16 protein-coding genes are annotated in these 13,862 nt (G+C 67.5%); 4 read left to right on the top strand and 12 right to left on the bottom strand.

Going from position 1 to position 13,862, the window contains the following annotated elements; all coding sequences use genetic code 11:
• The first annotated feature begins 209 nt into the window (after nt 1-209).
• Complete coding sequence (locus tag XM1_RS21945; RefSeq protein WP_011383108.1) at nt 210-710, top strand: Lrp/AsnC family transcriptional regulator; 501 nt, start codon at nt 210-212, stop codon at nt 708-710.
• A 140-nt stretch (nt 711-850) separates the two neighbouring features.
• Here XM1_RS21945 and XM1_RS21940 read toward each other — a convergent pair whose 3' ends face one another.
• Complete coding sequence (locus XM1_RS21940) at nt 851-1,273, bottom strand: hypothetical protein (RefSeq protein ID WP_068437264.1); 423 nt, start codon at nt 1,271-1,273, stop codon at nt 851-853.
• A gap of 166 nt (nt 1,274-1,439) precedes the next feature.
• On the opposite strand from XM1_RS21940, the gene XM1_RS21935 reads away from it, so the two are divergent.
• Together XM1_RS21935 and XM1_RS24395 are read left to right on the top strand one after the other, a co-directional pair.
• Nucleotides 1,440-2,756 (top strand): PAS domain-containing hybrid sensor histidine kinase/response regulator, encoded by a 1,317-nt coding sequence (locus XM1_RS21935; RefSeq protein WP_068437261.1) that lies wholly within the window; start codon nt 1,440-1,442, stop codon nt 2,754-2,756.
• A gap of 157 nt (nt 2,757-2,913) precedes the next feature.
• Entirely contained in the window at nt 2,914-3,069 is a 156-nt protein-coding gene (locus XM1_RS24395; RefSeq protein WP_156428835.1) for a hypothetical protein, read from the top strand.
• A 3-nt stretch (nt 3,070-3,072) separates the two neighbouring features.
• On the opposite strand, the gene XM1_RS21930 is transcribed toward XM1_RS24395, so the two are convergent.
• A complete protein-coding gene (locus XM1_RS21930) occupies nt 3,073-3,633 on the bottom strand; it encodes a hypothetical protein (protein ID WP_068437259.1) in 561 nt (186 codons plus the stop codon).
• A 141-nt stretch (nt 3,634-3,774) separates the two neighbouring features.
• Here XM1_RS21930 and XM1_RS21925 point away from each other — a divergent pair, with 141 nt between their 5' ends.
• Nucleotides 3,775-4,002, top strand: coding sequence for a hypothetical protein (locus tag XM1_RS21925; RefSeq protein WP_068437256.1), 228 nt, complete (start codon nt 3,775-3,777; stop codon nt 4,000-4,002).
• Here XM1_RS21925 and XM1_RS21920 read toward each other — a convergent pair.
• From XM1_RS21920 to XM1_RS21875, 10 genes are all read right to left on the bottom strand, one after another.
• Nucleotides 3,972-4,769, bottom strand: coding sequence for a DUF4239 domain-containing protein (locus XM1_RS21920; protein WP_068437252.1), 798 nt, complete (start codon nt 4,767-4,769; stop codon nt 3,972-3,974). The genes XM1_RS21925 and XM1_RS21920 overlap by 31 nt on opposite strands.
• 65 nt (nt 4,770-4,834) lie before the next feature.
• Entirely contained in the window at nt 4,835-5,266 is a 432-nt protein-coding gene (locus XM1_RS21915) for a bacteriohemerythrin (protein WP_231920623.1), read from the bottom strand.
• Nucleotides 5,267-5,326: 60 nt separating this feature from the next.
• On the bottom strand, nt 5,327-6,220 hold the full coding sequence (locus tag XM1_RS21910; RefSeq protein WP_068437250.1) for a hydroxymethylglutaryl-CoA lyase: 894 nt from the start codon (nt 6,218-6,220) through the stop codon (nt 5,327-5,329).
• Between the two features lie 75 nt (nt 6,221-6,295).
• On the bottom strand, nt 6,296-8,293 hold the full coding sequence (locus XM1_RS21905; RefSeq protein ID WP_068437249.1) for an acetyl/propionyl/methylcrotonyl-CoA carboxylase subunit alpha: 1,998 nt from the start codon (nt 8,291-8,293) through the stop codon (nt 6,296-6,298).
• Between the two features lie 145 nt (nt 8,294-8,438).
• The gene (locus tag XM1_RS21900; protein WP_068437247.1) at nt 8,439-9,221 is read right to left on the bottom strand and encodes an enoyl-CoA hydratase/isomerase family protein; all 783 of its coding nucleotides are present in this window, start codon (nt 9,219-9,221) and stop codon (nt 8,439-8,441) included.
• Nucleotides 9,222-9,225: 4 nt separating this feature from the next.
• On the bottom strand, nt 9,226-10,833 hold the full coding sequence (locus XM1_RS21895; RefSeq protein WP_068437245.1) for a carboxyl transferase domain-containing protein: 1,608 nt from the start codon (nt 10,831-10,833) through the stop codon (nt 9,226-9,228).
• The gene (locus tag XM1_RS21890; protein WP_068437238.1) at nt 10,830-11,273 is read right to left on the bottom strand and encodes a thioesterase family protein; all 444 of its coding nucleotides are present in this window, start codon (nt 11,271-11,273) and stop codon (nt 10,830-10,832) included. The genes XM1_RS21895 and XM1_RS21890 overlap by 4 nt, the downstream gene beginning before the upstream one ends.
• Nucleotides 11,273-12,442 (bottom strand): isovaleryl-CoA dehydrogenase, encoded by a 1,170-nt coding sequence (locus XM1_RS21885; RefSeq protein WP_068437236.1) that lies wholly within the window; start codon nt 12,440-12,442, stop codon nt 11,273-11,275. Before XM1_RS21885 ends, XM1_RS21890 begins: the two co-directional genes overlap by 1 nt.
• A 75-nt stretch (nt 12,443-12,517) precedes the next feature.
• Nucleotides 12,518-13,459: an AEC family transporter gene (locus XM1_RS21880; RefSeq protein ID WP_068437235.1), complete on the bottom strand. Its 942-nt coding sequence runs from the start codon at nt 13,457-13,459 to the stop codon at nt 12,518-12,520.
• A complete protein-coding gene (locus XM1_RS21875) occupies nt 13,456-13,857 on the bottom strand; it encodes a Crp/Fnr family transcriptional regulator (protein WP_068437234.1) in 402 nt (133 codons plus the stop codon). Before XM1_RS21875 ends, XM1_RS21880 begins: the two co-directional genes overlap by 4 nt.
• Between the last annotated feature and the right edge of the window lie 5 nt (nt 13,858-13,862).

The raw sequence follows: 13,862 nt of genomic DNA, 5'->3' as shown, positions 1-13,862 counted from the left end.
AAGATGGAATGATTACAAAACTAACGCCATGCCCCCGCGTGCGAAGGATATTAACTTGCACTTTCCCTGTGGTCTTGCCGGTGACGCGCCGAGCAGCCGTCTCGGCTGCCGCCAAGGGCTGAAAATCGTCGCCGCGACAGAACGTTGGGCTTGCTGGCGGCGGCCGAGTAATATAATTTCGCAAACCAGAGTTCTTTTGGAGTTCCCTTATGCAGCGGGTCAAGCTTGACCGCATCGATCGGCGCATTCTGGCCGACCTTCAGGCCGATGGCCGGATGACCAATGTCGAACTGGCCCGGCGGGCGGGAATCTCCGCGCCGCCGTGCCTGCGACGGGTGCGGGCGCTGGAGGAGGCCGGTTACGTCAAGGGCTACCATGCTGAAATCGACCCCGGCGCGCTGGGCTTCAACGTCACGGTGTTCGCCCATGTGGGGCTGAACAGCCAGGCCGAGGCCGATCTCAAATCCTTCGAGGAACTGGTCAAGGGCTGGCCCGAGGTGCGCGAGTGCCACATGCTGGCCGGCGAGACCGACTTCCTGCTGAAAGTGGTGGCCCACGACTGGGACGACTACCAGCGCTTCCTGACCACGCGGCTGACCGCCGCGCCCAACATCAGCCATGTGAAGAGCGCGTTGGCCATCCGCACGTCCAAGCTGCAGCCCGGCGTGCCCATCGACGTCGAGGCTGGGCCCGAGCCCGAGCACGAGTAGGTTCTTCAGCCCCTCAATCGCCGGGCGGGCCGTCTGTGCCGGCCCTTGGCTCTCGCGGCATAAGCCGCGGCGCGCCTTGCGCTTGCCTCCGCGCCTGCGGCGCGTCGGAGGTTTCAGCCCCCCGATCACCGGGCGGTTTCCTAATTGGCCAGCCTCTGGCGAATCTCCCCTTCGCAGCCCATCAGCCAGGCGATGCGCTTGAGCCGGGCGCTCTGCTCGGCCATGTCGCGCCGCTCCTTCTCGGCGCGGTCGTCCACCCGGCCCTGTTCCCGGTTCAGCCTGTCCATGCGCCCCTCGATGGCCGAGGCCTCGGCCTGAATCTGGGCGTCGATGCGGGCCCGGCGCGCCGGGCGGGCCAGAAGGTCGTCGCGTTCGATCAGCACCGCCATCAGCTGCTTTTCCCAGAAGGTGCCGGGAAACAGGGTCGCGCTGATGGCCGGCGGACCATTGGTGGGCTTGCACGATTCATCCAGGGACAGCGAGGACGGCGGCGTCACCGCCCAGGCGAGAAAGCCCAATCCGGCTCCGATCAGCAGCATGTCGCGAAGGCGCAAGGTTGCCATGGCACGTTCCTCCTGCTTTTCGCATGTTAGGACGGCAATCCGGCCACGGCAAATGCCGATCGGCCGGGGATGGTCTGCGTGGAAGGGATATTGCCCTTTTGCTCAACTTGTTCCAGCGGGCGGGGCGGGGGTACAGTACCGAGGTCGCGGGCTTTGGGAGGATGGTTTGCCAGTCAAGGGGCCACGCGGCGTGACGCCCGGCCGGGAATTGCTGCGCAGTGAATCCGTGGCGCGGCTGCGGGCGCGCATCAAGGCGCTGGAGGCCGCCCAGCGCGAGGCCAAGCGGACCCAGGGGGCGCTGTTCGCCGCCACCCGCGCCCTCCGCGAAAGCGAGGAGCGCTATGCCCTGGCCATGCGCGGCCCCAACGAGGGGCTGTGGGACTGGAACCCCATCACCAAGGAACTGTATCTGTCGGCCCGCCTGCTCTCGATCCTCGGCTTCGAGAGCGAGACGCTGCGCACCACCTCGCACGAATGGCTGAAGCTGGTCCATCCCGAGGACCGCGACCGCTACCAGTCGACCCTGGTGCGCCACTTGAAGGGCTTCGACGCCCATTTCGAATGCGAATACCGGGTCAGCGACCGCCAGGGGCAGTGGCGCTGGATGCTGGCGCGCGGCCTGGCGGTGCGCGACGCCGAAGGGGTGGCGACCCGCATGGTGGGCTCCATCGGCGACGTCACCGAGCGCCACGCCTACCAGCGCGCCCTGAAGGACGCCAACGAGCGCCTCGAACAGCGGGTGGCCGAGCGGACCGCCGAACTGGATCTGGCGCGGCGCCAGGCCGAGGAGGCCAACCGCTGCAAGAGCGAGTTCCTCGCCAATATGAGCCACGAACTGAGGACGCCGCTCAACGCCATCATCGGTTTTTCCGACGTGATGCGCTCGGAGATCTTCGGCCCCGTGGGCAATGCCCGCTACGAAGAGTACGTCTCGGCCGTCTGGGAATCGGGCAACCATCTGCTCAGCATCATCAACGACATCCTCGATCTGGCCAAGGTGGAGGTGGGGCGGTTCGAGCTCAGTTCCCGGCCGACCGGCATCGCCCAGCTGCTCGACGCCGCCATCCGTCTGATGGCCGAGCGCGCCGCCCAGGCCGAGGTGCAGCTCGAATGCCTCGCCGCCCCGGATGTGGGGGAGGTGATGCTCGATCCCCTGCGCATCAAGCAGGTGCTGCTCAACCTGCTGTCCAACGCCGTCAAGTTCACCCCGGCCGGCGGCAAGGTGCTGCTCAGCGCCCGCCTGTCGGACAACGATCTGGTCATCCAGGTGGCCGACACCGGCATCGGCATGGACGGCGAAAGCCTGGAACGGGCGCTGCAGCCCTTCGTCCAGGTGGAATCCAGCCTGTCGCGCCGCTATGCCGGCACCGGGCTGGGGCTGCCGCTGGCCAAGTCCTTCGTCGAGCTTCACGGCGGCTCGCTCTGTCTGGTCAGCCGGCCGGGGGCGGGCACCACGGTGACCGTGCGGCTGCCTCGCCGCTGATGCCGCCGGCCCAATGGCAAGCCTCGGAATGATTCCTTTCTCCCGCCACAAAGCATGAGCTTTGCGCATGGCTGCCTTCGAACTCCTTTCGCACTTGCGAGAAGAGGCGTAGATGGCAAGGGACGGCCGCGCCATGCTTGCGGCCAAGGAGAGAACGATGATTGCTTCGACCATGGACATCGTGATGGCCGCCATCGGCGTGCTGACCATCGTGGGCCTCGGCATTTCCATCAGCGCCTGGCGGCATGCCGCCCGGGTCGAGCGCGAACTGGCCAAGGAAGGCACCCAGGCCGGCATTCCCTCGGCCATCTGACGGCTAGGGCTGTCCCAGGGACAGCCACAGGCCCGTCCGGTCCCGTTTGAGGGACAGGCCGGCACGGGTCGCGAGCGACGGCAGCCGGCCCCGGATATCAAGGCCGAAGCGGCGGATCAGATGATCGCCGACGCCGCCGGCGGCGGCCCAGCCCCCCGCTCCGGCGATCTCCACCACCACCAGACGCAGCAATCCACCGTCGTCCAGGTCGAAATCCTGGCGGGCGGCGATGCCCATGGCCGTCAGATGGGCGATGTCGGCGGCGAAGCCCCTGTCGTTGGAGGCGATCACCACCGGCCCGGCCGGCGGCGGGGTCGTCATGAGGCGGACGGCCCGCGCGATGGCCTGGTCGGCGGCCTGGGAGGGGGCGTCGTCGGGAACCGGCGTTTCCGCAGCCGCAGGCAATCCCCGCCGCGCCAGGGCGGCCCGCCACGGCGCCATGGCCGCCTCGCGCCCGAACAGCTCGATGCGCCCGGCTCCCGCCCAACGGCCAAGGGCTTCCAACCGTCGGGTGCCGGTCAGATTCTCGCAGTCAATCAATACGATGGCGCTGTGGCTGGTCATCAGAATCTATTCCGCATGGCACAAATCTCACGACACGGCTTCCCGTCCGCCTCCGTGTCATATAACCTCTGTCCTGTCGGGGCTGTTTTCGGACCCGGCGCGATGATCATCTCATCTAAGGTGAATTCGGCGGGAGTAGGAATGTTCAAGCGCAAGTCCGTTGATGCACAGGTCGGCGACATGTTCATCAAGACCCACGACACCAAGAAGAGCATTTGGGTGGTCGAAAAGATCTTCGAGCACGTGGACGGCATCATGCACGCCCGTCTGTTCAACAAGGCCCAGCCCAAGACCATGATCACCGTCTCGGCATCGACGCTCGCCGATCCCGACTTCTTTCACCGGGCTCCCGCGCTGCCGCAGGACTGAGGTCCGGTCAGGGCCTTGATCGGACCGGCATGGACCATGGTGGGCGGCTGGAACGGATTGCCCTGCACCAGCACGATGGCCGCCGTGGGCGCTGCCGCCGCGGCGAAGATCGCCATGGCCAGGATTTCGGCGCGGGCCTGGTCCACATGGACCATGGCGATGGAAATCATGGTGAGGAAGCCGAGAAAGGCCATTCCCAGCCATTTCAGCGGATTCACGTGGGTCTGGGACAGGGCGATGCGCGCGCCCCGCGCCGTCCGCACCTGGGTGGCCTGAGCCAGCATCAGGCTGTGGACCCCGGGCGGGGCGGCCCCGGAGATTCCCGGCCCCGACAGCAGGGCCAGCAGGCCGTCCAACTGTTCGGCCGCCAGGCGGCTGCTCTGGCGCCGGGCCAGCAGCGGCCATTCCTCGTTCACCGTGATGCAGGCATAGTCGCGCACCGCGCTCACCAGGCCGGCCTTGACCGGAGGCGGCAGGTGCTCGGCCAGGGCGTCGATGCTGCGCAGGCCGTCGGCTTCCTGATAGACGGCGTTCAGCGCCCGGTCATGGGCGTTCCAGGTGTCGTTGGCGAGAAAGGCCAGGGTCAGGGCGAACAGCACGCCCACGACGCCCAGGAAGGGCGGCGACACCCCGCGCCACAGGCGGATCCGCTCGGCCCAGGGCGAGCGCAGCGTCACCCACAGCAGGAACCAGGCGCCGAGAAAGGTGCCCAGCAGGGCGATGGCGGCGTAGCCGTAATGATCATAGGTGCCGAGGAGGGTGGTCATGGGCTTTCCTGAACGGGGAGGCGGCCCATTTCATCGCAACCGGCCGCCAAGGGCCAGCGATTGCTTCAGCGATAGGCGATTCCGGCCATGTCGAGATGGCTTTTGAAGTTGATGTCGCCCTTCAGCAGGTAGTCGACGAAGGCCATGCGCATCTCGGTGGCGATGCGCCGGGCGTCCGACAGGTTGGTGCCGGCCTTCACCATCTCCCTCAGCCGTTCGAGGCGGGCCAGATTGGCGGTTTGAACCTCGCGGATGTGGTCGATGCCGGGATAGTCGGTGCGGACCAGCAGCTCCATCTCCTCGGCCTGATGGCTGACGAGGTGCCGCAGCAGGCGGTCCAACAGGGCGCAGGCGCTCTCGCCCTCTCCTTGGCCGAGGGCGGCCTCTATCTCGCCGATGGTGTTCAGTTGCTCGCGATGGGCGCGGTCGAATTCGTCGACTCCGACACTCAGCGCGTCAACCCAGAAATCCGTGGACATGGGCTTGGTACGGGCCATGACGGTTCATCCTGGCTTGATGCTATCACAGGGCCATACTTTCCGCCAGTTCTCCTGAAATCACCCGCGGGCGCGGGCCACCTTCGAGCCGGTGGGCCGGTCCAGGGCCGAACAGATGAAGCGTCCCGCCTCGATCAGCCGGTCCAGATCGATGCCTGTGTGGATGCCCATGCCGTTCAGCATGTAGACCAGATCCTCGCTGGCCACGTTGCCGGCCGCGCCCCTGGCGTAGGGACAGCCGCCCAGCCCGGCCACCGAGGAATCCATCACCGCCACGCCGCGTTCCATTACCGCCAGCAGGTTGGCCAGGGCCTGGCCGTAGGTGTCGTGGAAATGGGCGGCCAGCATCTCGACGGGCAGGTGGGCGGCCACGGCATCGATCATGGCCTGGGCCTTGGCCGGGGTGCCGACGCCCACCGTGTCGCCCAGGGAAATTTCGTAGCAGCCCATGGCGGCCAGCTTATCCGCCACCCCGGCCACCGCCTCGGGGGCGATTGCGCCTTCGTAGGGACAGCCGAGCACGCAGGAGACATAGCCCCGCACCCGCAATCCCTCGGCCTTGGCGCGGGCGGCCAGTGGGGCGAACCGCTCCAGGCTTTCGGCGATGGAGCAGTTGATGTTCCTTTGCGAGAAGGTTTCGGACGCGGCGGCGAACACCGCCACTTCCTCGACCTTGGCGGCCAGCGCCGCCTCGAGGCCCTGCAGGTTGGGGGTCAGCACCGGATAGGCGATGCCCGGCCGGCGCTTGATGGCGGCCATCACCTCGTTGGTGGCCGCCATCTGCGGCACCCATTTGGGGCTGACGAAGCTCCCTGATTCGATGGCGGCCAGCCCGGTCTCGGTCAGGCGGTCGATCAGTTCGACCTTGACCGCCACCGGGACCGGCCGGGCCTCGTTCTGCAAGCCGTCGCGGGGGCCGACCTCGACGATCTTGACGCGGGCGGGGTGACGCATGGCGCTCGTATCCTTGATCAACCTCTTGGCCTTTCCTGGAGCGCGGGCGTCCCGCCCGCTTTCACCCGGATAGGCCTATTCCTTCACCTCGAAGGCCAGCAGCTCGGTGCCCTCGGCCACCGCGTCGCCCACCTTGAAGTGGATGGCGGCGACCACGCCCTCGGCGGGCGCCTTGATGGCGTGCTCCATCTTCATGGCTTCCACCACGATCAGCGGCTGGCCCGCGGCGACCGCGTCGCCGGGCTTGACCAGCACCTGCACCACCGTGCCGGGCATGGGGGCGGCCAGACGGCCGTCGCCGCCTTCGCGCTCGGCCGCCGTGGCCGACGGGTCGTCCAGCTTGATCTTCCAGACATGGCCGTCGTGCAGCACGGTCAGCTCGAAGCCGGCGCGCACCACGGATGCCGTGCGGCGTTCGCCGCCGATTTCCGCCGTGAGCGTGGTGCCGGAAAGGGTGGCGCGCCGGGCAGGCAAGGTCTGGCCGGGCAGGTCCAGCGACCAGCCGTCGGCGACGAAATGCACGGTGACCCGGCGCTCCTCGCCCGCATCCACGAAGCGGAAATCGTGGTGGTTGTCGTCGTTGAGCCGCCAGCCGTTGGTCTGGTGCCAGGGCGAATGGGGATCGCCCGAGGTGGCGGCGGCGTGGCGGCCGTCCTCTTCGCGCCACAGCAGCAGGGCCAGCGACGCGAAGGCGAGGCCCAGCGCCGGCACCGGGGCGGGGGGCGGCAACAGGTCGGCGCGGTAGCGCTCGATGAAGCCGGTGTCGATCTCCAACGCTCCGAAGGCCGGATGGGCGGCGATGGCGCCCAGGAAGGAGACGTTGGTGGTGACGCCCGCCACCTGATAATCGGCCAAGGCCCGGCGCAGGCGGCGCAGCGCCGAATCGCGGTCCTCGTCCCAGACGATCAGCTTGGCGATCATGGGATCGTAGAAGGGGGTAACCTGATCATTCTGGCGCACGCCGGTATCGACGCGCACATGGCGGTTCTCGGCCGGAGGGGCCAGATGGACCAGCCTGCCGATGGCCGGCAGGAAGTCCTTTGCCGGGTCCTCGGCGTAAAGCCGGGCCTCGAAGGCGTGGCCCTTGCGGGTCAACTGCTCCTGGGCGAGCGGCAGCTTGCCTCCCGAGGCGACCTGCAACTGCCACTCCACCAGATCCAGGCCGGTGATCATCTCGGTGACCGGATGCTCCACCTGCAGCCGCGTGTTCATCTCGATGAAGAAGAAGCGGCCGTCCTGGTAGAGGAACTCCACCGTGCCGGCGCCCACGTAATCCACGGCTTGTGCGGCGGCGACGGCGGCCTCGCCCATGGCGCGACGGGTCTCGTCGGCCAGCGCCGGGGCGGGGGCCTCCTCGATCACCTTCTGGTGGCGGCGCTGGATGGAGCAGTCGCGCTCGAACAGATAGACGCCGTTGCCGTGGGTGTCGCAGAACACCTGGATTTCCACATGGCGCGGACGGCCCAGATAGGTCTCGAGCAGCAGGGAATCGTCGCCGAACGCCGCCTTGGCCTCGCGCTTGGCCGAGGCCACCGCGTCGGCCAGACCCGCCGCTTCCGTCACCACCCGCATGCCCTTGCCGCCGCCGCCAGCGCTGGCCTTGACCAGCACGGGATAGCCGATGACGGCCGCCTCGCGGGTGAGCTCTTCCAGCGTCTGGCCCTTGCCGTGATAGCCGGGCACCAGGGGCACGCCGGCCGCTTCCATCAGCCGCTTGGATTCTGCCTTGGAGCCCATGGCATGGATGGCGCCCACCGGCGGGCCGATGAACACGACGCCGGCCTTGGCGCAGGCCTCGGCAAAGCCGGCATTCTCGGACAAAAAGCCGTAGCCGGGATGGATGGCCTGGGCTCCCGTCCGCTTGGCTGCTTCCAGGATCACGTCGCCCTTGAGGTAGCTCTCGGCCGCCGCGGCCGGGCCGATCAGCACCGCCTCGTCGGCCATGGCCACGTGCATGGCGCCCGCGTCGGCCTCGGAATAGACCGCCACGGTGCGGATGCCCAGACGCTTGGCGGTGCGCATGACCCGGCAGGCGATTTCGCCGCGATTGGCGATCAGGATCTTGTCGAACATGTTTGTTCCCCGAGACACTCTAAATCCGAAAATCGTCATACCCGGACTTGTTCCGGGCATCCACGCCGGTCCGCAACTCCACCCTTTGGGATTTGCCGCACCACATGGATGGCCGGGGCGAGCCCGGCCATGACGCACAATAAGGCTAGTTCTCCACCCAACCCGGCTTCCGCTTTTCCAGGAAGGCGCGGATGCCTTCCTTGCCCTCGTCGCTGGCGCGACGTTCGGCGATCTGTCCGGCGGTCCAATGGCGAAGGTCGTCGTCCAAAGGCTGGTCGGCGGCGCGGCGGATCAGTCCCTTGGCGGTGGCCATGGCGTCCGGGCCGTTGCCCTTGACGCGGGCCAGCCACTTGTCACGCACCTCGGCCAGACGCTCGGTGGGCACCACCTCGTGCACCAGCCCGGTGGCTTTGGCCTCGGCCGCGTCGAACAGTTCGGCGGTGACGGCGTAGCGCCGGGCGGCGCGGCCGCCCATGGCGCGCACCACGTAAGGCGAGATCACCGCCGGGACGATGCCCAGCTTGACCTCGGACAGGCAGAAGGTCGCCCCTTCCGCCGCCACGGCCAGATCGCAACAGGCCACCAGCCCGACGCCGCCGCCATAGGCCGCGCCCTGGACCACGCCGATGACGGGGCGCGGGCAGGCATCGATGGCTTCGAGCATGTCCGACAGCGCTTGGGCGTCGGCCAGGTTCTCGGCGTGACTGTAGCCCGCCATGCGCTTCATCCACTCGAGGTCGGCCCCGGCCGAGAAGCTTTTTCCGGTGGAGTCGAGAACCACGGCCCGCACTCCGGGGGCGTGGCCTGCATCCTTGAAGGCGGCGGCCAGCTCCTTGATCAGGGCATCGTCGAAGGCGTTGTGCCGTTCGGCCCGGTTCAGCGTGATGGTCCGCACACCGTCATGGGTGGTGACGAGAAGGGCGCTCATGGCCTTACATCCGGAACACGCCGAACTTGGTCGGCTCGATGGGGGCGTTGAAGGAGGCCGACAGCGACAGCGCCAGCACCATGCGGGTCTCGGCCGGGTCGACCAGACCGTCGTCCCACAGCCGGGCCCCGGCGTAATAGGGGTGGCCCTGGGTTTCGTACTGGTCGCGGATGGGAGCCTTGAAGGCTTCCTCCTCGTCCGCCGGCCAGCTTTGGCCCTTGGCCTCCATGGCGTCCTTCTTGATCTGGGCCATGACGTTGGCGGCCTGCTCGCCGCCCATCACCGAGACGCGTCCCGTCGGCCACATGTAGAGCATGCGCGGCTGGTAGGCCCGGCCGCACATGCCGTAATTGCCCGCCCCGAAGCTGCCGCCCATGATCACGGTAAAGCGCGGGACCTTGGCGCAGGCCACGGCGGTGACCATCTTGGCGCCGTCCTTGGCGATGCCGCCGGCCTCGTACTTCTTGCCGATCATGAAGCCGGTGATGTTCTGCAGGAAGATCAGCGGGATGCCGCGCTGGCTGCACAGCTCGACGAAATGCGCCCCCTTCTGGGCGGATTCCGAGAACAGGATGCCGTTGTTGGCGACGATGCCCACGGGGTAGCCCCAGATATGGGCGAAGCCGCAGACCAGGGTGGTGCCGTAGGTCTGCTTGAACTCGTCCAGGCGCGAGCCGTCGACGATGCGGGCGATGACTTCGCGCACGTCATAGGGCTTGCGGCGGTCCTTGGGGATGATGCCGTAGATTTCCTTGGGGTCGTAAAGGGGCTCCTCCGGCGTGGCCATCTTGAGGCTGACCGGCTTGGTGCGGTTCAGGTTGCCGACGATGCGCCGCGCGATGGCCAGCGCATGGCCGTCGTCCTGGGCGTAATGGTCGGTGACGCCCGAGGTGCGGCAATGGACATCGGCGCCGCCCAGTTCCTCGGCCGAGACCACCTCGCCGGTGGCGGCCTTCACCAAAGGCGGACCGCCCAGGAAGATGGTGCCCTGATTGCGGACGATGACGCTTTCGTCGCTCATGGCCGGGATATAGGCGCCGCCGGCGGTACACGACCCATGCACCACCGAGATCTGCGGAATGCCAGCGGCCGACATCTGGGCCTGGTTGTAGAAGATGCGGCCGAAATGGTCGCGGTCGGGGAACACCTCGTCCTGGTTGGGCAGGTTGGCGCCGCCGGATTCCACCAGATAGACGCAAGGCAGGTTGTTTTCCTTGGCGATGTCCTGGGCGCGCAGGTGCTTCTTCACCGTGAGCGGATAGTAGGAGCCGCCCTTCACCGTGCCGTCATTGGCGACGATCATGCATTCCTGGCCGTTGATGGAGCCGATGCCGGTGATGATGCCGGCCCCCATCACGTCCTTGGAATACATGTCCCAGGCGGCCAGTTGCGAGAATTCCAGGAAGGGCGAGCCTACGTCGAGCAGGCGGCGGATGCGCTCTCTGGGCAGCAGCTTGCCGCGTGCGATGTGGCGCTCGCGCATGGCGGGGCCGCCGCCCTGCTTTACCTGGGCGACCACCTTCTTCAGGTCGTCCACCAGGGCCTGCGTGGCCTCGGCATTGGCCTTGAACTCGTCCGAGCGGGGATTGACGGTGGATTTGATGACGGTCATGTCCACAAGCCTGTCGTGTCGTAGGTGACGATCTTGGAGCGGCAACGCTCGGCGATTTCGGCGGGCAGCGACGCCGCCCGGCGGGTGGTCTTGTCCAGGTGTACGCCCACCAGTTCGGTGACGGCGGCGACCTCTCCGGTCTCGCCGTTTCTCATCTCGTGGACGAAGCGGACGGACTTGTCCTTGACCTCAAGGAGGCCGGAACGGATCGTCACCACGTCGCCGGCGTGCAGTTCGCGCCTGTAGGCGATCTTCTGGCTGACGGCGGCCATGCCGCGCTGATTGTCGCGCATCCAGGACGGCGTGACCCCCAGCGCGGTGAACACGTTCCAGGTGGCCTCGTCGAACTTGCCCACGTAATGCATCACGTTCATGTGGCCGACATGGTCGCAATGCCAGGGATAGACCGCACCGCGATAGCTGTCGATCCACCCGGGCATTACTTGGTTTCCTCGAACAGCTCGCGGCCGATCAGCATGCGGCGGATCTCGCTGGTGCCGGCGCCGATCTCGTAGAGCTTGGCGTCGCGCAGCAGCCGCCCGGTGGCGTATTCGTTGATATAGCCGTTGCCGCCCAGCGTCTGGATGGCTTCGAGCGCCATCCAGGTGGCCTTTTCCGCGCCGTAGAGGATGACGCCGGCGGCGTCCTTGCGGTTGGTCTCGCCCCGGTCGCAGGCCTTGGCCACCGCGTAGGTGTAGGCACGGCAGGCGTTGAAGGTGGTGTACATGTCGGCCAGCTTGCCCTGCATCAGCTGGAAGGTGCCGATGGGCTGGCCGAACTGGACGCGCTCGTGGACATAGGGAACCACCACGTCCATGCAGGCGGCCATGATGCCCAGCGGCCCGCCGGTCAGCACCACGCGCTCGTAGTCCAGCCCGCTCATCAGCACGTTGACGCCGCGCCCGATGTCGCCCAGCACGTTTTCTTCCGGAACCTCGCAGTCCTGGAACACCAGCTCGCCGGTGTTGGAGCCGCGCATGCCCAGCTTGTCCAGCTTCTGCGCCACCGAGAAGCCCTTGAAATTCTTCTCCACCAAAAAGGCGGTGATGCCGCGCGGGCCGGCGTGGATGTCGGTCTTGGCGTAGACCACGATCACGTCGGCGTCGGGGCCGTTGGTGATCCACATCTTCGAGCCGTTGAGGATGTAGCGGTCGCCCTTCTTTTCGGCCTTCAGCTTCATGGAGACCACGTCGGAACCGGCATTGGGCTCACTCATGGCCAGCGCGCCGATGTACTCGCCCGAGATCAGCTTGGGCAGGTACTTCATCTTCTGGGCTTCGGTGCCGTTGCGCTTGATCTGGTTGACGCACAGGTTGGAATGCGCGCCATAGGACAGACCCACCGAGGCCGAGGCCCGGCTGATCTCCTCCATGGCCACCACGTGCTCGAGATAGCCCATGCCGGCGCCGCCGTACTTCTCCTCGACCGTGATGCCCAGCAGGCCCATGGCGCCCAGGCGCGGCCACAGCTCGTTGGGGAACTCGTTGGACCGGTCGATCTCGGCTGCGCGGGGCGCGATCTCGGAGGCCGCGAAGGCGGCGACCGAGTCGCGCATCATGTCGGCGGTTTCGCCCAGATCGAAGTTCAGCGCGGAATTGAAGCCGGTCATCGCTCGCTCCCTAAAGAAGGCCGGTGAATTTGCGTTAAACGAGCATACGTTTTTTTAATTGGGTCGCAAGGGGAATCAGTGGCCGGGCAGGGCCAGAATCCACACGGGCATGATCAGGGCGGCGGCCACGGTCTGGGCCGAGAGCATGGTGGCCACCAGCGGCGCGTCGCCGCCCATCTGGCGGGCCACCAGATAGGAGACCGGGGCGGCGGGCAGGGCGGCGTAGAGGGCCGCGCCGGCCAGGGTGGCTCCGTCCAGCCCGAACAGGCCGCCCAGCGCCACCACCATCATGGGCAACGCCCCCATCTTGGCGGCGATGGACAGCAATACGGAGGCGCCCGCGTGGCGCAGCGCGCCGAGGCGGATGCCGGCGCCCACCGCCAGCAGACCCAGCGGCAGCGACGCGCCGGCCAGGATGTCGAGGAAGGGGCCGATCACCGGCGGCAGGCCGATGCCGCCCAGATTAAGCGTGATGCCGACCAGGCAGGACAGGATCAGCGGATTGCGCGCCACCGGCACGATGGCGTCGCGCCAGCGGAAGGAGGCGCCCTCCTTCCCCGCCCAGCGCAGCAGGGCCAGGATGCCCAGCAGGTTGACCAGCGGCACCACGGCCGCCGTGCAGATGGCGACCAGGGCCACGCCCTCGCCGCCCCACAGCCCCGCCGCCACGGCAAGGCCCACATAGGTGTTGGGGCGCATGGAGCACTGGAACAGCGAGGTGAAGGCCGGGCCGTCAAGGCGCCACGGCCCGCCTTTCAGCCCGGGGGCGGCCAGTCCCGCCGCCACCGCCATGACCAGCACGGCGCCGGCCTCGGCGGCCATGATGCCGCCCACCGGCAGGCCGCCCAGCCGGGCGCGGGCCAAGGCGGTGACCAGCAGGGCGGGAAAGAACAGGAAGAAGGTGGCGCGTTCGGCCGGCAGCCAGAAGGATTCGTCGATCCAGCGCTTTGATCGCATCTGGTGGCCGAGTGCGATCAGGGCGATGACCGGGGCCAGCGCGCCTAAGACCTGGATCATTCCACCCCGTGTTCGGCCAGCATGGCCCTTGCGTCGGCCAGGTCGTCGCCCAACTCGCGGATGGTCGACAGCAGCGATTGGATCAGGGTGTTCAGCCCCGGCGGCGCCTGGTCCATCATGGTGCGGATGGCGTCCTTGGTCAGCACCAGGCAGGTGGCGTCGTCGTCGGCGATGGCGGCGGCCATGCGCGGGCCGTCGTCGATCAGCGCCAGCTCGCCGAACACCTGGAACGGCCAGACGCGGCCGATGGTGACCTTGCGGCCGGCCACCGTCTTGAAGATGCGTACGGTGCCCTGCTGCAGCATATAGGCCTCGTGGCCCGAATCGCCTTCCTTGAAGATCACCGTTCCCCTGGGAAAGACGCGTTGCAGTCCTGGCGTGCCGCCGGTATCGCTCATGGTCA

Origin of the sequence: Magnetospirillum sp. XM-1 (assembly GCF_001511835.1) — a bacterium.
Classification (GTDB): domain Bacteria; phylum Pseudomonadota; class Alphaproteobacteria; order Rhodospirillales; family Magnetospirillaceae; genus Phaeospirillum.
The sequence above is the reverse complement of the archived record's forward strand: the minus strand, read 5'-3'. Positions and strand labels throughout refer to the sequence as shown.